The organism is Streptomyces sp. NPDC014676 (genome assembly GCF_043084105.1).
GTDB lineage: Bacteria > Actinomycetota > Actinomycetes > Streptomycetales > Streptomycetaceae > Streptomyces.
This window is the reverse complement of sequence record NZ_JBIBZI010000005.1, coordinates 497172-519561: the sequence shown is the minus strand read 5'-3', so window position 1 is coordinate 519561 and position 22390 is coordinate 497172. Positions and strand designations below refer to the sequence as shown.

The following is a 22390-nucleotide window of genomic DNA, read 5'->3' as shown; positions in this document are numbered from 1 at the left end:
TACCTCTGTGATGACCCCGGGCGACCACCGGAAGGGCGTCGGACTCGGCCTCGCGCTGCTGTCCGCGCTGGCCTTCGGAGGTTCCGGTGTGGCGGCCAAGCCGCTGATCGAAGCGGGTCTCGACCCGCTCCACGTCGTGTGGCTGCGGGTGGCGGGCGCGGCGCTCGTCATGCTGCCGTCGGCGGTGCGCCACCGGGGACTCCTGCGCAGCAGGCCCGGACTGCTCGCCGGGTTCGGCCTGTTCGCCGTGGCCGGCGTCCAGGCCTGCTACTTCGCCGCGCTCTCCCGCATCCCCGTCGGGGTCGCCCTGCTGGTCGAGTACCTGGCGCCCGCGCTCGTGCTCGGCTGGGTGCGGTTCGTGCGGCGGCGGCCGGTGACCCGTGCCGCCGCGGTCGGCGTGGTCCTGGCGGTGGGCGGGCTCGCCTGTGTCGTGGAGGTGTGGTCGGGCCTCGGCTTCGACGTGCTCGGTCTGCTGCTCGCGCTCGGCGCGGCCTGCTGTCAGGTCGGCTACTTCGTCCTGTCCGACCAGGGCGGCGACGGCGACGAGGCACCCGACCCGCTCGGTGTGATCGCCTACGGGCTGCTGATCGGTGCCGCCGTCCTGACGGCCGTCGCCCGCCCCTGGTCCATGGAGTGGTCCGTGCTCACCGGCAGTGCGGAGATGGACGGCACCCCGGTCGCCGCCTTCGTCCTGCTGGCCTGGATCGTCCTCGTCGCCACGGTGGCCGCGTACGTCACCGGGGTGGTGTCGGTGCGCCGGCTCTCCCCGCAGGTCGCCGGTGTCGTGGCCTGTCTGGAGGCGGTCATCGCCACCGTCCTCGCCTGGGTCCTGCTCGGCGAGCACCTGTCGGCACCGCAGATCGTGGGCGGTGCGGTGGTCCTGACGGGTGCTTTCATCGCCCAGTCCTCGGCCCCCGCGAAGGGCTCGGAGGAACCCGTGGCGAGCGGCGGTCCCGAAAGGGAGTTGTCCACGCCGGGAACGACCGCCTAGGGTGCTGATCATGCATGCGCGCGCACGTGTTCTTCCGCCTCCGGCCGCCTGACGCGGGCCCTCCCGTCCAGCCGCCCGGCACGCCGCCGGGCCTGACGGTGCTGCCCGCGAACGAAGTCCGCGGATCCCGCCGACCCGGCCCCGAGCGGGCCTGATCCGGGATCCCTTCCCGAACTTCCGCGCCCACGCCGACGCGCGTGGTGCGCGCATCCGCGGAGAGAACACGTGTCGAACGCCGTCTCCGGTCTGCCCGTCGGGCGAGGCCTCCTCTATCTGATCGTCGCCGGTGCCGCCTGGGGCACCGCGGGCGCCGCCGCGTCGCTGGTCTACCGGACCAGCGACATGGGCCCCGTCGCCCTGTCCTTCTGGCGCTGCGCCGTCGGCCTGGTCCTGCTGCTCGCCGCCCGGCTGCTGTCCCGCCGCCCCCGGTCCGCCGTACCCGAGCCGCTCGGACGCCGGGTGCTGCGGGCCGGGGCCACCGGCATCGGGCTCGCGGTCTTCCAGACCGCCTACTTCGCGGCCGTCTCCGCCACGGGACTCGCCGTGGCCACCGTCGTCACCCTCGGCGCCGGACCCGTACTGATCGCACTCGGCGCGCGACTGACCCTGGGGGAGCGCCTGGGGCGCGGCGGACTGGCCGCCGTCGTGGGCGCGCTCGCCGGGCTCGTCGTGCTCGTCCTCGGCGGCGGGGGCGCGACCGTGGACCCGTGGGGCGTCCTGCTCGCCCTGGTCTCCGCGGCCGGGTACTCGGCGATGACGCTGCTCACCCGCTGGTGGGGACGTGACGGCGGTACGGACTCCTCCGACACGACCGTCGGTGCGTTCGCCGTCACCAGTCTGGTGCTGCTGCCGTTCGCCGCGGCCGAGGGACTGGTGCCGCACACCGACGCCCCCGGCGCGCTGCTGTGCCTGCTGGCGTACGTCGCCTCCGTGCCGACGGCGCTCGCGTACGGCCTCTACTTCGCCGGCGCGGCCGTCGTACGGTCGGCCACCGTCTCCGTGATCATGCTGCTGGAGCCGGTGAGCGCGGCGGTGCTCGCGGTGGCCCTCCTCGGTGAGCGGCTCACCACGGCCACCCTGGCCGGCACCCTGCTGATGCTCGGCTCGGTCGCGGGCCTCGCGGTCGGCGAGGCACGGGGCGCGCGGACCCGTGGGGAGGAGCCGGACGTGGTGCCGGTGTGACGGCGCGGGGCCCTTCCGCGCGGGAGGGCCCCTGACCCCGGTGGTCAGGCCGGCTGCCGGCGCAGGACGTGTGCGCGTGCCTCCGCGTCACGCGCGCCGTTCCGGTCCGCCGGCCCGGCCGTGATGCGTTCCCGTACCGCCTCGGACCGCTTGCCCGCGTACTTGAACTTCGCCCGTACGCCCGTCACTTCGAGCCGGAGCCCGCGGATCCCTGACAGCAGCCTGCCGTACGGGGCCTCGCCCGCCGCCGCCCGCGCGGAGCCGCCCTCCGGCTGGAAGTGGCCTGTCTGGCGGTTGAGGAGCGCGGCCTTCTCCGCCGGATCGTCCACGACATGGGCGCGGCAGCGCAGCTGGACGGACGCGTAGAGGCTCGTCGGAACGCCGTGCTCGGACGGGGCGCCGGGCTCGGCCTGCCAGGGGCCGGGGACGTGGACGTAGTCGTCGACCACGCTCAGCACGGCCTCCGGGTTCGCCTCGACGGCGGACCGGAGCGGGTTGGGCCGGGCGAGGTGGGTGACCGCCTCGCCGCGCTCGGCGTCGTAGGCGAAGTGCAGGGGCTGGACGTGGGGCGGCTCGCCCGGCGGGCCGTTGACCGCGAGCTGTCCGAAGTCGTGCACGGCCAGCCATCGCCGCCACTCTTCGTCGTCGCGGGGCGCGTCCCAGGGGTGGATCGGCATCACAGGGCCGTCAGGTAGCCGGGCAGCTCGGTGCCGGGGGCCAGGTGCGGGTCGGCGAGCGGGGTGCCGTAGCCCTTGCGCAGCGGGACGACGCCGGCCCAGTGGGGCAGGGCGAGGTCCTCGGGCTCGTCGTTGACGCCGCCGGTGCGGAGCTTGGCGGAGACCTCGTCCAGGTCGAGGCGGATCACCGCCGTGGCGGCCAGTTCCTTCTTGTCGGCCGGCCGGGAGTCGGCGGCGCGGCCCGGTACGACATGGTCGACCAGGGCGTCGAGGGCCCGCCGCTTCTCCTCGGGGTCGGTCACGTCGCGCGCCGTGCCGTGCACCACCACGGAGCGGTAGTTGATCGAGTGGTGGAAGGCCGAGCGGGCCAGCACCAGCCCGTCGACGTGGGTGACGGTCAGGCAGACCGGGAGGCCGGGGTCGGCCTGGCCCGCCGCGCGCAGCGGGCGCGAGCCGGTCGAACCGTGGATGTAGAGGACCTCGCCGACCCGGCCGTACAGCGTGGGCAGCACCACCGGCGCGCCGTCCCGGACGAAGCCGAGATGGCAGACGTAGCCCTCGTCGAGTATCGCGTGCACCAGCTCCTTGTCGTACGCGGCACGGTCGGGGGAGCGGGTGGGGACGGTGCGCTCGGTGGGCGGGTAGGTGGCGGCGGGCCGCTGCTGCCGGGTCCCCTGCATGGCGTTCTCCATTGCACTAGTGCATAATTTGATTTGTGCTAGGAGAGTATCGGATCAGTGGGCGGCGTGCGGCGGAGATTTCCGCGAGCATCGAGCGCGCGGTGGGGGAGGGGGCGCTGGGGCCGGGCGAACCGCTGCCTCCCATGCGGGAGTTGGCGGAGCGGCTCGGGGTGAACCCGAACACCGTCGCCGCCGCGTACCGGACCCTGCGCGAGCGCGGGGTCATCGAGACCGCGGGCCGGCGGGGGAGCCGGGTGCGGTCCAAGCCGGCCACCACCGCGCGTGAACTCATCCGGGTGGAGGTCCCGCCGGGCGTGCGGAACCTGTCCGAGGGCAACCCGGACCCGGCACTGCTGCCCGCGCTGGCCGGGGTGTTCGCGGAGGCGGCCGGGGAGGGCGACCGGGAGCCGGTGCTGTACGGGCACGCGCCCGTGGAGCCCGAGCTGGCGCGGCTGGCGCGGGCCGGGCTGGACGCCGACGGTGTTCCCGACGGGCCCGTCGCCGTCACCTCGGGCGCGCTGGACGCGATGGAGCGGGTGCTCGTGGCGCACCTCAGGCCCGGGGACGCGGTCGCGGTGGAGGATCCGGGGTGGGGGAGTCTGCTGGACCTGGTTCCGGCGCTGGGACTGCGGACCGTCCCCGTGGGGGTCGACGACGAGGGCCCGCTGCCCGATGACGTACGGAGGGCGCTGGCGGGCGGGGCACGGGCCCTGATCGTCACGGACCGGGCGCAGAACCCGACCGGCGCCGCGCTGAGCGCCGCACGCGCGCGTGCCCTGCGTCCGGTGCTCGCCGGCCACCCGGAGACGCTGCTCGTCGAGGACGACCACGGGCACCACATCGTCGACCTGCCGCTGCACGCCTTGGCGGGTACGACCCGCAGCTGGGCCTTCGTGCGCTCGGTGGCCAAGGCGTACGGCCCCGACCTGCGGCTCGCGGTGCTCACCGGGGACGCGGTCACCCTCGACCGGGTGCGCGGACGGCAGCGGCTCGGGCCGGGCTGGGTCAGCAGGATCGTCCAGCGCGCGGTGGTGCGGCTGTGGAGCGAGGGCGCGGTGGATCCGGCGGCCGTGGCCGCGCGGTACGGGCGGCGCCGGGAGGCGCTGATCGGGGCGCTGGCCCGGTGCGGGGTCGCCGCGCGCGGGCGCAGCGGCATGAACGTGTGGGTGCCGGTCCCCGACGAGACCGGCGCGGTCGCCCGGCTGCTGCACGCGGGCTGGGCGGTGGCTCCCGGCGCCCGCTTCCGGATGAGCGCGGCGCCGGGGATCCGGGTCACCGTCTCGACGCTCACCGAGGAGGAGATCGGGCCGTTGGCCGAGGCGATCGCCGAGGCGATCGGTCCGGCCGGGGGGCCGGGGCGGACGTACGTCTGAGACGGGTGCCCGGGGTGAGGGCTGGGCGGGGGGTGTCGCGTGGCCCGGCGTTCGCGGGGTGCCTCCCCCACTCCCGGCTTCGCTCGAGCGGGGGACCCCCATGAGCGGGGGGACCCCCATCGCCCACCCGTGCCGCCCTGGGGGTACCGGCCAGGCCGTTTCAGGCACTGGGGGAGGCACGACTGCCCGCAGTCGGGCGGCGAGGGCGCCCGCAGTGACGGGGCGGGGGCACGACCACCCGTGGTGACGGGCAGGTGGTTCAGCCATGGCGTTGGTACCGGTGTCACCGGCGCGGCTGTGCCTGTCGCTTCGGCCTTACTTGAGTCAGGGCTGCGCCCGCCAGCACGACTGCCGCGCCCACCGGTGTCGACCAGGTCAGGGTTTCGCCGAGGATGGCGATGCCGGCCGCGGCGGCGATCACCGGAACGAAGTAGGTCACCATCTGGCCGGTCGTCGGACCGACCTCGGCGACCAGGCCGTACTGGATGAGTACGGCCAGGCCCGTGCCCAGCGTGCCCAGCGCGGCGATCGCCAGCAGCGGGCCGACGGCGAACCTGGTCGGCAGTGTGGTGAACAGCGGGGTGACGACGGCCAGTTGGAGCGTGGCCAGCAGCAACTGGCCGCCGGTCAGGGACAGGTTCGAGTGGCTGCTGCCCGCCAGGGTGCGGCGGACGTAGATCCAGCCGACGGGGTAGCTCAGCGAGGCCAGCAGGGCCAGCGTCGTGCCGCGGGCGTCCAGGCCCTCGAAGCCCTGCCAGGCGCCCAGCACGGTCAGCACCCCGAGGAAGCCGAGGCCGAGCCCCGCCACCCGCACCCGGGTCGGCCGGTCCTCGGACAGCGCCACCAGTGACAGCGCCATGCCCCACAGCGGCGAGGTCGCGTTGCAGATGCCGGCCAGCGTGGACGGGATGGTCAGCTCCGCGAAGGCGAACAGCGAGAACGGCAGGGCGTTCAGCAGGAACCCGGCGACCGCGAGGTGACCCCAGGTGCGCGCACCGCGCGGCAGCCCCTCCCGCCGCACCGCCATCGCCACCGCCAGGACGGCGGTACCGAAGGCCAGCCGGCCGAAGGTGACCTGGAAGGGGGCGTAGCCCTGGGTGCCGACCTTGATGAGGAGGAAGCTGAACCCCCAGATCAGGGAGAGCGCGCCGAAACGCAGCCGCCAGTCCAGGCGGGGGCGGACGGGTTCCGGGGCGGGGCCGGCCGGAGCCGGTGCGGTGGTGGTCGCGGTGACGCTGCTCATGGACGCAACGATGCGGGACATCCATCTCGTAGCACAATCGAGATTTCGCACGCGGTATCTCGTAGCATCGCTTACATGTTGAACCTGGAGCGCCTGCGCACCCTCGATGCCCTCGCCCGGCACGGCTCGGTCAGCGGCGCGGCCGAAGGACTGCACATCACGACCTCGGCCGTCTCGCAGCAGATGTCCAAGCTGGAGCGCGAGATCGGCCAGCAGTTGCTGGCCAAGAACGGGCGGGGCGTCCGGCTCACGGACGCGGGCCGGCTGCTCGCCGAGCACGCGGCGCGCATCCTCTCCCAGGTCGAGCTGGCCCAGTCCGACCTGGAGGCGCAGCGCGGACAGGTCGGCGGTGAGCTGCGGGTCTCGGCGTTCCCGACCGCCGCGCGGGGACTGTTCCCGGTCGCGCTCGCGGATCTGCGCGAGCGGCACCCCGCGCTGCGCGTGCGCTCCCGCGAGCAGGAGCCGGAGCAGGGCATCCGGGGAGTGGTGCGCGGGGACCTCGATCTCGCGGTGGTGCTCGACTGGTACAACAAGCCGATGCCGCTGCCCGACGGCCTGGTCAAGGCGCCCCTGCTGGACGACCCGGCCGATGTGGCGCTCCCGGCCGGCCACCGGTTCGCCGGCCGCGACGAGGTGGACCTCGCCGACTTCGCCGAGGACGAGTGGATCACCTGGGGCGAGGGCGAGTTCTGCCACGAGTGGCTGATGTTCACCCTGCGCTCCAAGGGGATCGAGCCGGTCATCGGCCACCGCGCCGCCGAGAGCCACACCCAGCTCGGCCTGGTCGCGGCGGGGCTCGGCGTCTGCATCGCCCCGCTGCTGGGCCGCGACCCGCTGCCCGACGGGGTGGTGACCGTCCCGCTCCGGCAGCGCGTACGACGGCACGTCTTCGTCGTCTGGCGCGCGGACGCCGACCGCCGCCCGTCGATCCGGGCGGCGGTACGGGCACTGAGGGCGGCGGGGGAGCGCGTCGGGGCGACGAGCGAGAGGCCTAAGGCAGTGTCGGCAGCTTCCTGAAGTCCCAGGACACGGTCTTCTCCGGAGTCAGGCGCAACCAGGCGTGCCGGCCGTCGTGGGGCATCTCGTCCAGGCCGAAATTCTTGCGGGCGAACAGCGTCTCCGGAACGTCGAGTTCCGCGCGCAGTTCGCCGGTGCGCGGGATCTCGCCCACGAACTCCACCCGTCCGGACAGCTCCGCACCGCGCAGCTCGTCGTACTCCTCGCCCGTGTCGACCACGATCGCCACCCGCGGGTCCCTGCGCAGATCCGCCCAGCGCCTGCTGCGCACCACGGAGTACAGCCACAGCGAGGTGCCGTCCCAGGCGAACCAGAGCGTGCTGACGTGCGGTGCTCCGTCCGCGGACACGGTGGCGACCCGGCAGGTGCGCTGGACGGTGAGGAAGTCGTCCAGTTCACCGGGCGTCATCATGATCTTCCGGCCCCGGCGCTGCGTGGCGGTCATACGGCCCCTTCGTCTCTCGTGCCGTGCCCGGTGCCGGAGGCTCAGGCGAGGGTGATCGAGTCCCCGCTCACCGTGATCTCCACGGCGGGCAGCGGCTTGGTCGCCGGGCCGCTCTGCACACTGCCGTCGGTGATGGAGAAGTTGCTGTTGTGGCAGGGGCAGTTGATGACCCCGTCGGCGATGCTCTTCACCGCGCACCCCTGATGGGTGCAGGTCGCCGAGAACGCCTTGAACTCGCCCGCCGCCGGCTGGGTGACGACCACCTTACGGTCGGCGAAGACCTTTCCGCCGCCCTCGGGGATGTCGGCGGTCGAGGCGAGCGGGTCGGCGCCGGCGCCGGCGTTCTCGCCGCCGCCCGAGCCCCCGCCGCTCGCGCCGCCGTCCGAGGAACCGCCGGCCGAGCCGGAGTCCGCGGAGGAGTTCGACGCGTCGTCGTCGGAGCCGCCGCACGCGGTCAGCGCGACGGTGAGGCCCGCCGCTCCGGCCGCCGCCACGACGGTTCGACGAGCGGGTCCGGAGGTGCGGTGGAGCGATGCGCTGGTCATGCGTGTTCCTTCCGGGATACGTGATCTGGGGAGAGGTACGGTCAGCGGGCCCACGCCGTTCATGCGCTGCCGAGCCTGGCCTGTCCGCGGTCGGGCGGGCGTAAATCACGGCTGTCGTTTCGCTGTCGGCCCCGGACCGTCCCGCCCGGGTCGCCTACGACGTGCGGCGACACGCCAGTAGCCTGGTGCGATGCTGAAGGAAGTCACCGCGACCCGTTTCATCGCGCCGCTGCGCGAGGGCGGCTCGCTGCCGGGACTGATCGAGGCCGACGACCTCGGCACGTACGTGCTGAAGTTCGCCGGCGCCGGACAGGGCCGCAAGACGCTGGTCGCCGAGGTCGTCTGCGGGGAACTCGCCCGCCGGCTGGGACTGAGGGTGCCCCGCCTGGTCACCGTCGAACTCGACCCCGTGCTGGGGCTCGGCGAGCCCGAGCCGGAGGTGCAGCGGCTGCTGAAGTCCAGCGGCGGCACCAACCTCGGCATGGACTTCCTCTCCGGTGCCCTCGGCTTCGATCCGCTCGCCTTCGAGGTGAGCCCGGAGGAGGCCGGGCGGATCGTCTGGTTCGACGCGCTGGTGAACAACGTCGACCGCTCCTGGCGCAACCCCAACATGCTCCGCCGGCGCGGCGAACTGTGGCTCATCGACCACGGCGCGACCATGATCTGGCATCACAACTGGCCCGGCGCGGCAGCCTCCGCCGCCCGCCCCTACGACGCCTCCGAGCACGCCCTGAAACCGTTCGCGCCGGACATCGCGTCCGCCGCGGCCCGGCTCGCGCCGCGGGTCACCGAGGAACTGCTCGCCGAGGTCACCGCGGAGATCCCCGACCTCTGGCTGACCGGCGAGCCCGGCTTCGACACCCCGGACGAGCTCCGGTCGGCCTACGCGCGGCCGTTGATCGCCCGCGCGGCCACCGTCCACCACGACATCCACGGCCTCGAGGGGGACCAGTGAGCGACCGGCACGTCTTCGAGTACGCGCTGCTGCGGGTCGTACCGCGCATCGAGCGCGGGGAGTGCGTCAACGCCGGGGTGCTCGTGTACTGCCGCCCGAAGTCGTTCGTCGCGGCCCGCACCCATCTCGACGAGGCGCGGCTGCTGGCCCTCGACCCGGAGGCCGACGTGCCCGGCGTACGGGCCGCGCTGCGCGCCGTCGAGGGCGTCTGCGCGGGCGGGGACGCGGCGGGGCAGGCGGCGCGGGACGACGCCGGACGGCGCTTCCGCTGGTTGATCGCACCCCGGTCCACCATCGTCCAGCCCGGCCCCGTGCACACCGGACTCACCACCGATCCGGCGGCGGAGGCGGAACGGCTGCTGGAGTTGCTTGTGCGTTGACGGCTGCGGGCGGCCGGTGGCTTCTCGCACCCACGCGGCGGGGCCGCGTACCGACATGGCCCCGTGCCTCTTTCAGACAGGTCCGGCCGACCCACCGCAAGGAGCGCGGGGAACCGCGCGACCGGCCACCGGCTACCGGCGGCCGCCCACGGCCCGTCGTCGTACGACGTATCCCGTCGCGGCCGCCGCACCCGTCACGAACGTCGCCCCGATCCCCAGATCCCAGCCGCTGGGCCCGGACGCCGCCGGGCCACCGAGTCCGCCCTCCACGCCGCGCGTAGGCGCGACGGAGGCGGGGGGCGCGGGCGCGGTCCGGGTCGCCGGCGCGGACGTGGGAGGCACGGTGCGCGTGGGCGTGACGGTCGTCGGCGCCGGCACCGGCGGCCGGGTGGGCGCAGCGGTCGTCGGCGCCGGTGACGGCGGCCGGGCCGGTGCCGGGGTGGCGGGGGCCGGACGGAAGGTGGACGACGTGAGACCGCGCCGGGGCAGCGCCTCGCAGGCCACTCCGTCGTCCGGACCCGGGTCCTCGTCGAGCCGGTGCGGATCGCTCCGGTCCGTGTCGAAGAAGACCTGCGCGTCCTCCTGGTAGGTGAAGTCGCTGCAGTTCAGGTCCTGGGCGTGAGCGGTGTCGGCCAACGGCACGATCGCGGCGAGCGCGATCAGCGTGCCCATGGCACCGGTGCGACGGCGCATGGAGTGCCTCCTTTCCGGCCGCGGGTGGCTCGCGCTTCGACGCTAGGGGCTGTCCGGCGCCGGGGCGCGCAGCGCGGGGCCGATCGGGTGTTCCACCCGGGGGCCGCCCACGGCAGGGCGGAGACGGTCCCCGCGCGGGGAATGGATCACACCCGCGCGGTGTGCCGTTGACACCGGGTGCCAGGGCTTCTAGCGTCACGTCTGCTGAAGGTACTAAGCGGTCGCTCACTGATTCCGGTCCGGCCGCAGGAGCCGCATCCCAAGCGCGAGGAGAAGCAGCAATGTCCACCACTGAGCAGCGGGTCGCGGTCGTCACCGGCGCCGCGCGCGGCATCGGAGCCGCCACCGCCGTACGACTGGCCGCCGAGGGCCGCGCGGTCGCCGTGATCGACCTCGACGAGGCCGCCTGCAAGGACACCGTTGAGAAGATCACCGCCGCCGGCGGCAAGGCGATCGCGGTCGGCTGCGACGTCTCCGACGAGGCACAGGTCGAGGCGGCCGTCGCGCGGATCGCCGAGGAGCTCGGCGCGCCCACGATCCTCGTCAACAACGCGGGCGTACTGCGCGACAACCTGCTGTTCAAGATGAGCGTCTCCGACTGGGACACCGTCATGAACGTGCACCTGCGCGGCGCGTTCCTGATGTCGAAGGCCTGTCAGAAGCACATGGTGGACGCCGGGTTCGGCCGGATCGTCAACCTGTCCTCCTCCTCCGCGCTCGGCAACCGCGGCCAGGTCAACTACTCGGCGGCCAAGGCCGGCCTCCAGGGCTTCACCAAGACCCTCGCCAAGGAGCTCGGCAAGTTCGGCGTGACCGCCAACGCCGTCGCCCCCGGCTTCATCGCCACCGAGATGACCAAGGCCACCGCCGACCGCGTCGGCATGGGCTTCGAGGACTTCAAGGCCGCCGCCGCCACCCAGATCCCGGTCGCCCGCGTCGGCGAGCCCGAGGACATCGCCAACGCGATCGCCTTCTTCACCGGCGAGGCGGCCGGCTTCGTCTCCGGCCAGGTGCTGTACGTCGCCGGCGGACCGCTCGACTAGGAAGACCGGGAACATGACTGCTGTGGAACTCTCGGGCAAGGTCGCCCTGATCACCGGTGCCAGCCGCGGTATCGGCTACGGCGTCGCCGAGGCGCTGGTCGCGCGCGGCGACCGGGTCTGCATCACGGGCCGGGGCGAGGACGCCCTCAAGGAGGCCGTCGAGAAGCTCGGCGCCGACCGTGCCGTCTACGTCGCCGGCAAGGCGCACGACGAGGCCCATCAGGCCCTCGCCGTCGAGCGGGTGATGGAGGCCTTCGGCCGGGTCGACTACCTGGTCAACAACGCCGGTACCAACCCGGTGTTCGGGCCGATCGCCGACCTCGACCTGAACGTGGCGCGCAAGGTGTTCGAGACCAACGTGATCTCGGCGCTCGGCTTCGCGCAGAAGACCTGGCACGCCTGGCAGAAGGAGAACGGCGGCGCGATCGTCAACATCGCCTCCGTCGCGGGCATCGCGCCCTCGCCGTTCATCGCCGCCTACGGGGTCAGCAAGGCCGCGCTGATCAACCTGACCCAGCAGCTGGCGCACGAGTTCGCGCCCGGGGTGCGGGTCAACGCCATCGCCCCGGCCGTGGTGAAGACCAAGTTCGCGCAGGCGCTGTACGAGGGCCGGGAGGCGGAGGCCGCCGCCGGCTACCCGCTGGGCCGGCTCGGTGTGCCCTCCGACATCGGCGGTGCCGCGGCGTTCCTCACCTCGGACCAGTCGGACTGGGTCACCGGCCAGACCCTGGTCGTCGACGGCGGCATCTTCCTCAACGCCGGCGTCGCCTGAACCGGACGTCCCGCGCGGTGCGACAGGTGCGCCGCGCGGGACGGTTCCACGCCCCGCGCCGGTGACGCGCGTGCCCGCGCGGGACCCCTGTTCGACGATCCGGCACGGGCGTCCGTCGACGAAAACGGCGCCCGTGCCGGCGTACCGGGGTCGCGACGGTGCGTGACAACGTAGTCATCGGAGAGTTGATCTCAAGGGCCGTACAGAGGGGGGTCAACGGGGCGAACACTGCGGTATGGTCTGCCGACTCTTGGGACGGCAGAGCGAGGAGCGTGCGCGTGTTCAACCGGAACCGATGCCTGCGGCGGGTGGCGGCCATCGCGTCCATAGCGTCCTTGGTGACCGGGTGCGGCGTCCTGTCGTCCGACATCTCGGACGACGAGGGACCCATCGTCGTGGGAACCACCAGCTCGCCCAGCACGCTGGATCCCGCCGCCTCCTGGGACAGTTCCTGGGAGCTGTTCCGCAACGTCTACCAGACCCTGCTGAGCTACCCGGTCGGCGCGAGCGCCCCGCAGCCGGACGCCGCCAAGAGCTGTGAGTTCTCCGACGCCTCCAACCAGGTGTTCCGCTGCGAGCTGCGCGAGGGGCTGACGTTCTCCGACGGCGACGCCCTCGACGCCAAGGCCGTCAAGCACTCCATCGACCGGATCCGGGAGATCAACGTCAACGGCGGCCCGGCCGGTCTGCTGGGCAGTCTCGAACGGGTGCAGGCGCCCAGCGAGCGCGAGGTCGTCTTCCACCTCGACAAGCCGGACGCCACCTTCCCGTTCGTGCTCGCCACCCCGGCGATGTCCATCGTCGACCCCGACGCCTACCCGGCCGACGCCCTGCGCGAGGACGACGGCGTCGTCGGCTCGGGTCCCTACACCCTCCGGTCGTACAAGGAGGGCGAGGAGGCCGAACTCGCCCGCAACGACCGCTACAAGGGCTTCGCCGAACGCCGGAACGACGCGGTGACCATCCGCTACTTCCAGGACTCCGGCACCATGGTCAAGGCGCTGCGGGACGACCGGATCGACCTGACCTACCGCGGTCTGGCGGCGGACGACATCATCGATCTCCAGGGCAAGACCTCCAAGGAGGAGGAGCTCCAGCTGATCGACGGCACCGGGACGGACATCAACTACCTGGTGTTCAACCCGAAGGACCGGTGGGCCGGCAAGAAGGCGGTGCGCCAGGCCGTCGCCCAGGTCGTCGACCGCGCGGCGATCGCGCACAAGGTCTACAAGGACACCGTCGACCCGCTGTACTCCATGGTCCCCAAGGGGCTGACCGGGCACACCACCGGCTTCTTCGACGACTACGGCGAGCCCAGCGTGGCCAAGGCCCGGCGGATCCTCACCGAGGCGGGCATCACCGAGCCGGTCCCGCTCACCCTCTGGTACACCACGGACCGCTACGGCTCCGAGACCGCCCTGGAGTTCAAGGAGCTCGAGCGGCAGCTGGAGGCGTCGAAGCTGTTCGACATCACGCTCGAGAGCCGTCCCTGGAAGACGTACGTCGAGGGCTACCAGAACGGTGAGTACCCGGTGTTCGGGCGCGGCTGGGCCCCCGACTTCCCGGACGCGGACAACTTCATCGCCCCGTTCGTCGGCAAGCAGAACGCGCTCGGCACACCCTACGAGGCGGCCAGGATCGTAAACGAGCTGCTGCCCAGTTCCCGCCGGGAGAGCGACCGCGGGAACGTGGTGAAGCAGTTCGAGGAGGCCCAGCGGATCCTCGTCGACGACGTGCGGCTGCTGCCGCTGTGGCAGGGCCGGCCGTACGTGGCGGCGAGCCGCGACATCTCGGGCGCGGAACGGGCCCTGGACCCGTCCACGATCATGATGTTGTGGCAGCTCTCCCGGAAGACGAGCTGGTAGAGCCGGGTGCGGCCGTTCGCCGGGCGGGTTGTCAGTGGTCGCCTGTAGGTTCTGTGCTCTGGAAGCGACCGCACACGTAAGGACATTGACGTGACCGACATCGCCATGCTGCCCGAGTCCTGGCGCGGGGTTCTGGGCGACGAGCTGCAACGGCCCTACTTCAAGGAGCTGACCGAGTTCGTCGAGGAGGAGCGGGCGAACGGTCCGGTCTACCCGCCCCGCGAGGAGGTCTTCGCGGCGCTGGAGGCCACGCCGTACGACAAGGTGAAGGTCCTGGTCCTCGGCCAGGACCCGTACCACGGCGAGGGGCAGGGGCACGGTCTGTGCTTCTCCGTCCGCCCGGGCGTGAAGATCCCCCCGTCCCTGCGCAACATCTACAAGGAGATGCACGCCGAACTGGGCACGCCCGTCCCGGACAACGGCTATCTGATGCCGTGGGCCGAGCAGGGCGTGCTGTTGCTCAACGCGGTGCTCACGGTCCGCGCCGGTGAGGCCAACTCGCACAAGGGCAAGGGCTGGGAGCGGTTCACCGACGCGGTGATCCGCGCGGTGGCGGACCGCCCCGACCCGGCGGTCTTCGTGCTGTGGGGCAACTACGCGCAGAAGAAGCTGCCGCTGATCGACGAGAGCCGGCACGTGGTGGTCAAGGGGGCGCACCCCTCGCCGCTGTCCGCGAAGAAGTTCTTCGGCTCCCGGCCGTTCACGCAGATCAACGAGGCGGTGGCCGCGCAGGGCCACGAGCCGATCGACTGGACGATCCCGAATCTGGGCTGACGTCGCCCCGCCGGGTGCGGAGCGCTCCGTCGGCCCCGCACCCGGCCCGCTCGAGGCGTTACGGAGCGGCTTGTCCGGTATTGCCCCGGCCTGCGGTTAGCGTCGGGGGCGACAGTCGGCGAGCGGTGCGGAGGACGTGGTGGCGGAGCGACAGGAGCAGGCGGCGCCGGACGCCGTGCTCACACGGATCGGTCAGGTCGTGATGCTGCACCACGCGGGGGACCGCGAGGAGGCCCGGCACCGGTTGCTCGGCCTGTGGGCGGAGATCGGCGAGCACGGTGACCCGCTGCACCGCTGCACCCTGGCCCACTACCTCGCCGACACACAGGACGACCCCGAGGACGAACTGGCCTGGGACCTGCGGGCGCTGACGGCGGCCGAGGAGGCCGCGGACGACCGCGCCGGCGTGCCCGGGAAATCCCCCGCCGTGCGCGCGCTCTACCCGTCCCTGCAGCTCAACCTGGCCGCCGACTACGCCCGCCTCGGCCGCCCCGACGCCGCCCGCACCCATCTCCACCGGGCCCGGGGCGCCGCCCGCACCCTGGCCGACGACCGCTACGGCGAGGGCGTACGGGCCGCCATCCGGCGGCTGGAGATCCGGCTGGACGAGGACGGGACGCCCGAGGGCCGGTGGCCGCCGGAGCGACGTTCCTAGGACCGGCATCGCCCCGGCCGCTTCATCCTCCGTACGTCTTCTCGCAGATGGTCGCCTCCGGGCTGCCCGGGCGCCAGCCGCCGTACCGCCTGCCCAGCGCGCACACGTCCGTTCCGCCGGAGGAGCCGCGGCGCATCGACTCCGCCATGTCGGGGAGGTCCGTCGCGGGAGGCCGCGGCCGGACGTTCCCGCCGGTCGCGGGACGGGGCGGCCGGGCCTGCCTGGTCCGGTCGCCGGATGGTGCGTCCCGCTCCGGCGTGGCCCCGGGAGCGGCCCGGCGCGACGGGGGCGCGGGGGTCTTCGAGGGCCGGGACGGGCCGATCATCTCCAGGGCCTCGCGCGCCGGTGCCTGCACGACCTCCGTCTCGTCGCCTCCCACCGGACGCGGCTCCGGATCCCGGGACGGTGCCGTCGCCGGTCCGGGCGCGAGGGGGCGGTGGACCGTCGTACAGCCCGAGAGGGCCGAGAGGGCCACGGTCACCAGAAGCGTTGCTGTGGTCGTCGTTCGATGCACCCGCGCCACTCTGCTGGCTCCGGCCGCCCGGGGGGGGCCGGACGGGCACGGCATGCCCCGCACGGGTGATCTCCCGCCCCGTACGGAGGCCCCGGGGGTGCCGTGGGTGACGTCATTCGCCGGTGGCGCCGTCGATCCGTTCGCGGATCAGATCGGCGTGGCCGTTGTGACGCGCGTACTCCTCGATCATGTGGGTGTAGATCCAGCGCAGGGTGTACGGATCCTCGCTGAACCGGTGGCGGCCCCGGGACGGATCGTCGAGGGTGAAACCGGCCGCGTTGCGCCGGGCGGCGCCTATCTCGGACTGCCAGGTCGCGTACGCCTCCTGCCAGGTGTCCGCCTCGGTCAGATGGAACTCGCCGTCCGGGTCGGCCTCGCTGTAGTACAGGGGGCCGGCGTCCTCGTCCGCGAGCACCCTGCGGAACCAGCTCCGTTCCACCTCCGACATGTGCCGCACCAGGCCCATCAGGGACAGCTTCGAGGGCGGCACCGACGCGGTGCGCAGCAGCTCGTCGGTCAGTCCCTCGCACTTCTGGGCGAGGGTGTCGCGGTGGTAGTCGAGCCACCCCTCCAGCATGGTGCGTTCGTCGGCGTCGACGGCGGGTTCACTGCGCTCGATCGTCATGCCGCCATCCTTGCCCAGCGCGAGCTTCCTTCACCAGGGTTTTTCGGTGCCGAGCATCCCCGCCAGCAGTTCCCCGAGGTCCGCGCGCACCTCCGCGAGGCTCGGCACGCACGCGCTGAAGGAACCGGCCACGCAGGAGAACATCAGCCCGTCCGCCCAGGCGACCAGCGACAGGGAATGACGGTCGGGGTCCGTCGAGCCCAGCCCGGTGACGAGGGCGGTGAGAAGGTCGCGGAAGCGGGCACCGGCCGCGTCGAAGTGCGCCCGCAGCTCGGGGCGGCGGGTGGCCTCCAGGGCCAGCTCGTAGCGGGCGATCGTCAGCGCCCGGTTACGGGTCAGCGCGCGGTGCGTGGCCAGCGCGAGGGCGTCCACCAGTGAGCCGGCGCCGGCCCGTGGGTCGGGCATCTCGTGCAGTGCGAGGACCCGTGCCTCCCGCTCGGCGAGCCGCCGTACCGCCAGATCGAGGAGTGCCTGGCGGGTGCGCGCCAGGTTCGAGGTGGACCCCTGGGGGAGTCCGGCCGCCTCGTCGACCGCCCGGTGGGTGAGGCCGCGCATCCCGCGTTCGGCGAGCAGGGCGAGGGCGGTGTCGGCGACGAGATCGGCACGGGCGGCGCCTGCGGTGCGTACGGACATGGAAGTCAAACTACCCACCTCACTACGGATGTAGTACGTTGGAGTCCTGCGTTCACTACAGGTGTAGTCCAGGTGGGATGCGAGGAGGAGTCATGGCGCGGATCGAGCGGGCGGTCGTCATCGGCGGAGGGATCGGCGGCCTGACCGCGGCGGCCGCCCTGCACCGGCGCGGTGTGCGGGTGACGGTGCTGGAGCGGGCCGGCTCGCTGGAACCGGTCGGCGCGGCCATCTCCCTGGCCCCCAACGCGCTGCGCGGCCTCGACGTCATCGGCCTCGGCGACGACATCCGCGCCCTGTCCGCCTGGCAGGGCGACGGAGGGCTGCGCGCGCCGGGCGGACGGTGGCTGTCCCGTACCAGCGCCGCCGCGGCGGCCGAGCGCTTCGGCGGCCCCCTCGTCCTGCTGCACCGCGCCACCCTCGTCGGTCACCTGGCCGCACTGCTCCCGCCGGACGCCGTCCGCACGGCCACCGACGCCCGCCTCCTCGACCCCGGTGTCCCCGGCGACTCCGGCCGGCCGGCCCGCGTCGGCACCCCCGACGGCGAACTGGAGGCCGACCTCGTGGTGGCGGCCGACGGCATCCACTCCGCCGTACGCCGCGTGCTGTTCCCCGGCCACCCCGGGCCCGTGTACGCCGGGTTCACCACCTGGCGGGTGGTGATCCCGCTGCCCGGCGTGGAGTTCGCCTCCCACGAGACCTGGGGCCGGGGCCGCATCTGGGGCACGCATCCGCTCAAGGACGGCCGGATCTACGCCTACGCAGCCGCCGTGGCCCCCGCCGGAGAGCATGCCCCCGACGACGAGCGGGCCGAACTGCTGCGGCTCTACGGCGACTGGCACAGCCCGGTCCCCGACGTACTGGCCGCCGCCCGTCCCGAGGACGTACTCCGTCACGACGTCCACCACATCACCGAGCCGCTGCCCGCCTGCCATCACGGCCGGGTGGCCCTGGTCGGCGACGCCGCGCACGCCATGCCGCCGACCCTCGGCCAGGGCGGCAACCAGGCCATCGAGGACGCGATCACCCTCGCCCACCACGCCGGTGATTTGCCCGCCTACACCGCGGCCCGGCTGCCCCGCACCACCCGGATCGCCCGCCGGGCCGTGAGGGTGGCCCGCTTCAACCTGATGACCAACCGCGTCGGCATCGCCGTACGCGACCAGGCGGTCGCCGCGCTGTCCAAGGCCGGACCGGCCCTGCTCCTGCGCGGCTTCGACTCGATCGCCGGCTGGCGGCCGCCGCAGCAACCGTATGCTTCGCAGCACACCACGCAAGGCAAGGGCTAGAGGAGAACACACGGTGAAGGTCGGCTGCATCGGACTCGGTGACATCGCGCAGAAGGCCTATCTTCCGGTGCTCGCCCACCAGCCCGGAGTGGAACTGCACCTGCAGACCCGCACCCCCGCGACCCTCGACCGGGTCGCCGACGGCCTTCACCTCCCGCCCGCGCGGCGCCACGCGGACCTCGGCTCCCTGATCGCCCAGGACCTCGACGCGGCCTTCGTGCACGCGCCCACCGAGGTCCACCCCGAGATCGTGACCCGGCTCCTGGAAGCGGGCGTGCCGACGTACGTCGACAAGCCGCTCGCCTACGAACTCGCCGATTCCGAGCGGCTGGTGGCGCTCGCCGAGGAACGGGGCACGAGCCTCGCCGTCGGCTTCAACCGGCGCTTCGCCCCCGGCTACGTCCAGTGCGCCGACCACCCGCGCGAGCTGATCCTCATGCAGAAGAACCGCGTCGGACGGCCCGAGGAACCCCGCACGATGATCCTCGACGACTTCATCCACGTCGTCGACACCCTGCGCTTCCTGGTGCCCGGCACGGTCGACGACGTGACCGTGCGCGCCCGCACCGAGAACGGCCTGCTGCACCACGTGGTGCTCCAGCTCTCCGGGGACGGCTTCACCGCGCTCGGTGTGATGAACCGGCTCAGCGGCTCGGCCGAGGAGATCCTCGAGGTCTCCGGGCAGGACACCAAGCGTCAGGTGGTCAACCTCGCCGAGGTGATCGACCACAAGGGACAGCCCACCGTGCGCCGGCGCGGCGACTGGGTGCCGGTGTCGCGGCAGCGCGGCATCGAGCAGGCAGTGCTCGCCTTCCTGGACGCGGTCCGCGCGGGCGAGGTGCTCAGCGCCCGGGACGCGCTGGCGACCCATGAGCTGTGCGAGCGGGTGCTGCGAGCGGTCCACGAGCGCCCCGCCTGACCCGCAGTACCTCGATGACGCCCCAGACCACGAGGATCACGGGGGCCCCGTACAGCGCCCAGTCGCCGAAGCGGACGTAGGGCGTGGTGCCGTGCGCCAGCGGAACCTCGTACACCCGCGCGGCGGCGGTGTCCGTGCCGAGCCGCGCGCCGACGCGCTCCCCGCCCGGCCCGTACACCGCCGAGACGCCCGTCAGGGTCGAGTGCACCATCGGGCGGCCGGTCTCGGCGGCGCGCAGCGCGCCGAGCGAGGCGTGCTGCGCGGGCGCCCAGCTCTGCTGGAACGTCGACGTGGAGGACTGGGCGAGCAGCACCTGGGCGCCGTCCTCGGCGAGGTGCCGGCTCATGTCGGGGAACGCGGACTCGAAGCACACCATCGGGCCGATCCGCAGCCCGCTCCCCGCGTCCATCACCACCTGCTCGGAGCCCTGCCGGCGGTCCTCGCCGGCCGCTTCGCCGACGGAGGTCGCCCAGCCCAGCAGGGAACGGGCCGGGACGTACTCGCCGAACGGGACCAGCCGCATCTTGTCGTACCGGTCACCGGTCGGGCCGTCCGGGCCGATCAGCACCGAGCTCTTGTAGATGCCGGGCTTGTCCGACCGCCGGGCGTCCACGTTGACCAGGAGTCCGGCGCCCGTCCCGCGGGACAGCGCGGCCAGCCGCCCCGCGAGGTCGGGCCGGTCCCCGAGGTCGAAGCCGACGCTGCTCTCGCCCCAGACGACCAGGTCCACGTCCTGCCCGGCGAGCTCGCGCGTGAGCCGTTCCTCGCGGTCGAAGCGGCGGTCCGCGCTGTCGGGCCCGGCGACGACGCCCGGCTGCACGAGCGCGATCCGCACCCGGTCGTCGGTGCCGGGCCGGGGCGCGAGGACCCAGGCGGCGGAAGCGGCGGCGGCCGCGGCGACGAGCCCGGCCAGGGCGGGCACCCGGGCCCGCCGGACCGCGACCAGCACGGCCACGGCGACGTTCAGGGCCACCACCAGGAAACTGAGCAGCCACACTCCTCCGACCGACGCCAGCCGCAGCGCGGCCTCCACCTGCCACTGGCTCGCACCGAGCACGCCCCAGGGACCACCGAGACCCTGCCAGGAGCGGACGAGTTCGATCGCCAGCCACCCCGACGGCACCACGACGAGCGCGGCCGCGGCCCGCCCGCGCGACGGCACCCCGCCGAGCAGCCGCCGCACCAGCCACCCCCACGGCGCCCACAGCGCGCCCAGCAGGGCGGCGATGACGAACGTGAACACGTGCAGATTGGGCAGCAGCCAGTGGTGCATGGCCAGCATGAAGCCGAACCCGCCCCACCAGCCGTCGCAGGCCGCCCGTCTTCCCGTGGGAGCGGTACGGGTCAGCAGCACCCACGGGACCAGGGCGACGTAGGCGAACCACCACAAGGAGGGGGCGGGAAAGGCCAGGACGGGCAGGGCGCCCACGATCGCGGCGACGGTCGAGCGCCGCCAGGGGGAGGTGAGCCAGTGGCCGAGCGTCTTCATAGGCGCCTCCCTACCCCGTGGTGCCTCCAGTGTGCGTCCCCTCGGTGATCCGGGACAGGGCACGCCGGGGTCAGTCGATCACAGGAACCGTCCGGCGGTCGGACGGGCGGCGCCACTTCTCCCGTACGACCACCTCGCTCAGCCGCCAGCCGTCGTCCGTGCGCAGCATCGCGAAGGCGCACCGGCCGCCGCACACGAAGTCCGGCGCGGCGAGGGCGCCGTCCTGCCCGGCGCGGCCCATCGGATTGACGTAGTCGGCCTGCACCTGGGCCGTGTCGCCGGCGTCCTGCTCCCAGACCCCGAACCGCACCCGCCGGTTGACGATCAGGTGCTGCCGCACGGGGAAGCCCCCGAGACGGTCCGCCAGCCATCCGGCCACCGCCCGGGCGCTGCCCTCGATGCCGCCGGCCGAGCGGTAGTCCGCCCGCCCGTCCGGGGTGAACAGCCCCCGGTACGCTTCCCAGTCACCGTCGTCCACGGCCACCGCGTACTCGGTGACGAGCCCGTCCACGGCCAGCCGGTCCCTCACGGTCGCGAGCTCCACACGCTGCGTCATCGGCTCAGTGTTGGCCATGGGACGTGCGCAGCCAAGGGGGCGTGCGCGGATATCCACCGGCCTTCGCCCCCTCGCGCGCCCGCCCCGCCGGGCCCACCGTCCGAAGACCGGCCACCGCACGGCGAGGCCGTCGCGCGGCGCGGCTGCCGAGGGCCGCGCGTCCGGGCCGGCGGCCGCCGTTCGGATCACCCGAGGTGGCCCTTCAGGTGATTGCCGGACGCCTCATGAGCCGGACAGCCGTCGCAGGGGTACGACGTCCCGGCAGAGGACGAGTCCGGCGACGCCGTGAGGAGCTTGGGGATGTACGCAGCAGTCCGGCGGTACGAGGGAGTGACCGATACGGCCGAGGCGGCACGTCTCGTGAACGAGGGGTTCGTGCCGCTCATGCGTCAGGTCGCGGGCTTCGTGGCCTACTACTGGATCGACGCCGGGGACGGAGTGATGGTCTCGATCAGCGTCTTCCAGGACCGGGCCGGCGCCGAGGAATCGATCCTGAGGGCTGCGGGCTTCGTACGGGACAACCTCGCGTCACTGCTTCCCGAACCTCCCGAGATCATGGCCGGCGAGGTGGTGGCTTCCGCGTGACGGCGTTCGGTCCGGCCGTATGAGGTGGTCCCCACGGGACTGGCCCGGCCCTCTCGGCGAGGTGCCGTCGGCCGCGAAGGGGGCCGTGGGCACGTGCCCGAACGCCGGGCCGCGTCAATTTCGTTGGACGAGCCGGACGGAACGCGGATCATGGAGCCGTGAGGAAGCGGACGAAGAAGGTGCCTCCGGCCGGACAGCCGGGGCGTGAGCCCGGGCTCCCGGCGTACCAGCGGGCGATGTGCGGCCGGCTTCTCGCCTTCCGGACGCACCATCGCCGTGGCGACGAGCAGCGACCTCTCCCTGTGGACGCGCAGGACGGACGACGGACCTTCCGGTGGCGCCGAGGAGTGACGGCACCGGACCCCGCGTGTCCGTCGCATCGCGTCCCCGTGCCGCGCGGGGACGCGGAGACCTGGAAGAGAGCGTCGCGGAAGGCGCCCGCGCGGGTGCGGTGGAACCCGGAGCGGTATCCGCGGCTCGACCCGCCGATCGC

Annotated in this window: 25 protein-coding genes; 14 read left to right on the top strand and 11 right to left on the bottom strand. The window is 73.3% G+C overall.

Features of this window, described 5'->3' with window-relative positions; translation table 11 throughout:
- Nucleotides 1–10 precede the first annotated feature (10 nt).
- Together ACF1DX_RS17950 and ACF1DX_RS17945 are read left to right on the top strand one after the other, a co-directional pair.
- Nucleotides 11–991 carry a DMT family transporter gene (locus ACF1DX_RS17950; RefSeq protein WP_391792148.1) on the top strand — a complete coding sequence of 327 codons (981 nt, stop codon included), beginning with the start codon at nucleotides 11–13 and terminating at the stop codon, nucleotides 989–991.
- Nucleotides 992–1216: 225 nt separating this feature from the next.
- Entirely contained in the window at nucleotides 1217–2173 is a 957-nt protein-coding gene (locus ACF1DX_RS17945) for a DMT family transporter (RefSeq protein ID WP_391792109.1), read from the top strand.
- Nucleotides 2174–2217: 44 nt separating this feature from the next.
- Here ACF1DX_RS17945 and ACF1DX_RS17940 read toward each other — a convergent pair whose 3' ends face one another.
- Complete coding sequence (locus ACF1DX_RS17940) at nucleotides 2218–2850, bottom strand: FMN-binding negative transcriptional regulator (protein ID WP_391792108.1); 633 nt, start codon at nucleotides 2848–2850, stop codon at nucleotides 2218–2220.
- A complete protein-coding gene (locus ACF1DX_RS17935) occupies nucleotides 2850–3530 on the bottom strand; it encodes a pyridoxamine 5'-phosphate oxidase family protein (RefSeq protein WP_391792147.1) in 681 nt (226 codons plus the stop codon). Before ACF1DX_RS17935 ends, ACF1DX_RS17940 begins: the two co-directional genes overlap by 1 nt.
- 35 nt (nucleotides 3531–3565) lie before the next feature.
- Between ACF1DX_RS17935 and ACF1DX_RS17930 the strand changes: the two genes are divergently transcribed.
- Nucleotides 3566–4903, top strand: a complete 1338-nt coding sequence (locus tag ACF1DX_RS17930) for an aminotransferase class I/II-fold pyridoxal phosphate-dependent enzyme (RefSeq protein WP_391792107.1) — start codon at nucleotides 3566–3568, stop codon at nucleotides 4901–4903.
- Nucleotides 4904–5186: 283 nt separating this feature from the next.
- Here the strand turns inward: ACF1DX_RS17930 and ACF1DX_RS17925 are convergent, their stop codons facing one another.
- Nucleotides 5187–6146, bottom strand: coding sequence for a DMT family transporter (locus ACF1DX_RS17925; protein WP_391792106.1), 960 nt, complete (start codon nucleotides 6144–6146; stop codon nucleotides 5187–5189).
- A gap of 75 nt (nucleotides 6147–6221) precedes the next feature.
- Between ACF1DX_RS17925 and ACF1DX_RS17920 the strand changes: the two genes are divergently transcribed.
- Nucleotides 6222–7163 (top strand): LysR family transcriptional regulator, encoded by a 942-nt coding sequence (locus ACF1DX_RS17920; RefSeq protein WP_391792105.1) that lies wholly within the window; start codon nucleotides 6222–6224, stop codon nucleotides 7161–7163.
- Here the strand turns inward: ACF1DX_RS17920 and ACF1DX_RS17915 are convergent.
- Nucleotides 7138–7608 (bottom strand): pyridoxamine 5'-phosphate oxidase family protein, encoded by a 471-nt coding sequence (locus ACF1DX_RS17915; RefSeq protein WP_391792104.1) that lies wholly within the window; start codon nucleotides 7606–7608, stop codon nucleotides 7138–7140. The two genes, ACF1DX_RS17920 and ACF1DX_RS17915, sit on opposite strands and share 26 nt — an antisense overlap.
- 41 nt (nucleotides 7609–7649) lie before the next feature.
- Nucleotides 7650–8153, bottom strand: a complete 504-nt coding sequence (locus ACF1DX_RS17910) for a Rieske (2Fe-2S) protein (protein WP_391792103.1) — start codon at nucleotides 8151–8153, stop codon at nucleotides 7650–7652.
- A gap of 190 nt (nucleotides 8154–8343) precedes the next feature.
- Between ACF1DX_RS17910 and ACF1DX_RS17905 the strand changes: the two genes are divergently transcribed.
- Nucleotides 8344–9108 (top strand): HipA family kinase, encoded by a 765-nt coding sequence (locus tag ACF1DX_RS17905; RefSeq protein ID WP_391792102.1) that lies wholly within the window; start codon nucleotides 8344–8346, stop codon nucleotides 9106–9108.
- Nucleotides 9105–9488 carry a DUF3037 domain-containing protein gene (locus tag ACF1DX_RS17900; protein WP_391792101.1) on the top strand — a complete coding sequence of 128 codons (384 nt, stop codon included), beginning with the start codon at nucleotides 9105–9107 and terminating at the stop codon, nucleotides 9486–9488. The genes ACF1DX_RS17905 and ACF1DX_RS17900 overlap by 4 nt, the downstream gene beginning before the upstream one ends.
- 132 nt (nucleotides 9489–9620) lie before the next feature.
- Here ACF1DX_RS17900 and ACF1DX_RS17895 read toward each other — a convergent pair whose 3' ends face one another.
- Nucleotides 9621–10181 carry an excalibur calcium-binding protein gene (locus ACF1DX_RS17895; RefSeq protein WP_391792100.1) on the bottom strand — a complete coding sequence of 187 codons (561 nt, stop codon included), beginning with the start codon at nucleotides 10179–10181 and terminating at the stop codon, nucleotides 9621–9623.
- A gap of 281 nt (nucleotides 10182–10462) precedes the next feature.
- Here ACF1DX_RS17895 and fabG point away from each other — a divergent pair, with 281 nt between their 5' ends.
- From fabG to ACF1DX_RS17870, 5 genes are all read left to right on the top strand, one after another.
- The gene (gene fabG / locus ACF1DX_RS17890; RefSeq protein WP_030865253.1) at nucleotides 10463–11224 is read left to right on the top strand and encodes a 3-oxoacyl-ACP reductase FabG; all 762 of its coding nucleotides are present in this window, start codon (nucleotides 10463–10465) and stop codon (nucleotides 11222–11224) included.
- 13 nt (nucleotides 11225–11237) lie between these two features.
- Nucleotides 11238–11996: an SDR family oxidoreductase gene (locus tag ACF1DX_RS17885; RefSeq protein ID WP_391792099.1), complete on the top strand. Its 759-nt coding sequence runs from the start codon at nucleotides 11238–11240 to the stop codon at nucleotides 11994–11996.
- A 278-nt stretch (nucleotides 11997–12274) separates the two neighbouring features.
- Entirely contained in the window at nucleotides 12275–13861 is a 1587-nt protein-coding gene (locus ACF1DX_RS17880) for an ABC transporter substrate-binding protein (protein ID WP_391792098.1), read from the top strand.
- Between the two features lie 90 nt (nucleotides 13862–13951).
- Nucleotides 13952–14635 (top strand): uracil-DNA glycosylase, encoded by a 684-nt coding sequence (ung, locus tag ACF1DX_RS17875; RefSeq protein ID WP_391792097.1) that lies wholly within the window; start codon nucleotides 13952–13954, stop codon nucleotides 14633–14635.
- 139 nt (nucleotides 14636–14774) lie between these two features.
- Nucleotides 14775–15290 carry a hypothetical protein gene (locus ACF1DX_RS17870; protein WP_391792096.1) on the top strand — a complete coding sequence of 172 codons (516 nt, stop codon included), beginning with the start codon at nucleotides 14775–14777 and terminating at the stop codon, nucleotides 15288–15290.
- A gap of 22 nt (nucleotides 15291–15312) precedes the next feature.
- Here the strand turns inward: ACF1DX_RS17870 and ACF1DX_RS17865 are convergent, their stop codons facing one another.
- From ACF1DX_RS17865 to ACF1DX_RS17855, 3 genes are all read right to left on the bottom strand, one after another.
- On the bottom strand, nucleotides 15313–15771 hold the full coding sequence (locus ACF1DX_RS17865) for a hypothetical protein (protein ID WP_391792095.1): 459 nt from the start codon (nucleotides 15769–15771) through the stop codon (nucleotides 15313–15315).
- Nucleotides 15772–15916: 145 nt separating this feature from the next.
- Nucleotides 15917–16429 carry a DinB family protein gene (locus ACF1DX_RS17860; protein WP_391792094.1) on the bottom strand — a complete coding sequence of 171 codons (513 nt, stop codon included), beginning with the start codon at nucleotides 16427–16429 and terminating at the stop codon, nucleotides 15917–15919.
- 30 nt (nucleotides 16430–16459) lie between these two features.
- Nucleotides 16460–17062: a TetR/AcrR family transcriptional regulator gene (locus ACF1DX_RS17855; protein ID WP_391792093.1), complete on the bottom strand. Its 603-nt coding sequence runs from the start codon at nucleotides 17060–17062 to the stop codon at nucleotides 16460–16462.
- 92 nt (nucleotides 17063–17154) lie between these two features.
- Between ACF1DX_RS17855 and ACF1DX_RS17850 the strand changes: the two genes are divergently transcribed.
- Nucleotides 17155–18348, top strand: a complete 1194-nt coding sequence (locus tag ACF1DX_RS17850) for an FAD-dependent monooxygenase (RefSeq protein WP_391792092.1) — start codon at nucleotides 17155–17157, stop codon at nucleotides 18346–18348.
- Between the two features lie 13 nt (nucleotides 18349–18361).
- Nucleotides 18362–19267, top strand: a complete 906-nt coding sequence (locus ACF1DX_RS17845) for a Gfo/Idh/MocA family protein (protein WP_391792091.1) — start codon at nucleotides 18362–18364, stop codon at nucleotides 19265–19267.
- Here ACF1DX_RS17845 and lnt read toward each other — a convergent pair.
- Together lnt and ACF1DX_RS17835 are read right to left on the bottom strand one after the other, a co-directional pair.
- Entirely contained in the window at nucleotides 19191–20756 is a 1566-nt protein-coding gene (gene lnt, locus ACF1DX_RS17840) for an apolipoprotein N-acyltransferase (protein ID WP_391792090.1), read from the bottom strand. The two genes, ACF1DX_RS17845 and lnt, sit on opposite strands and share 77 nt — an antisense overlap.
- 70 nt (nucleotides 20757–20826) lie before the next feature.
- Entirely contained in the window at nucleotides 20827–21312 is a 486-nt protein-coding gene (locus tag ACF1DX_RS17835) for a nuclear transport factor 2 family protein (protein WP_391792089.1), read from the bottom strand.
- Between the two features lie 300 nt (nucleotides 21313–21612).
- Between ACF1DX_RS17835 and ACF1DX_RS17830 the strand changes: the two genes are divergently transcribed.
- Nucleotides 21613–21897 carry a hypothetical protein gene (locus ACF1DX_RS17830; RefSeq protein WP_391792088.1) on the top strand — a complete coding sequence of 95 codons (285 nt, stop codon included), beginning with the start codon at nucleotides 21613–21615 and terminating at the stop codon, nucleotides 21895–21897.
- Nucleotides 21898–22390 lie beyond the last annotated feature (493 nt).